Below are 251 nucleotides of genomic sequence, written 5' to 3' on the forward strand. Positions count from 1 at the left end.
CTGAGAAGAATGAATGAGGTAACACATGGATATTATCCGGGCACATTAACCATCGCTGAAGAGTCTACTTCTTGGCCCATGGTTACTCGGCCAACTTACATTGGTGGATTAGGTTTTACAATGAAATGGAATATGGGATGGATGCATGATACGTTATTCTATTTTTCAAGAGATCCCATTTATAGAAAATATCATACCAATGCTATAACATTTAGTCTCTTATATGCATTTTCAGAAAATTTTGTTTTGCC

1 protein-coding gene is annotated in these 251 nt (G+C 35.9%); it reads left to right on the top strand.

The window, feature by feature from the left end; translation table 11 throughout:
• Positions 1 to 9 precede the first annotated feature (9 nt).
• Positions 10 to 251, top strand: a 242-nt coding sequence (locus N2257_10895; GenBank protein MCX7794892.1) for a 1,4-alpha-glucan branching enzyme, incomplete at its 3' end; no start/stop codon positions are given.

The sequence above is a fragment of the Thermodesulfovibrionales bacterium genome (assembly GCA_026417875.1).
Lineage (GTDB): Bacteria > Nitrospirota > Thermodesulfovibrionia > Thermodesulfovibrionales > CALJEL01 > CALJEL01.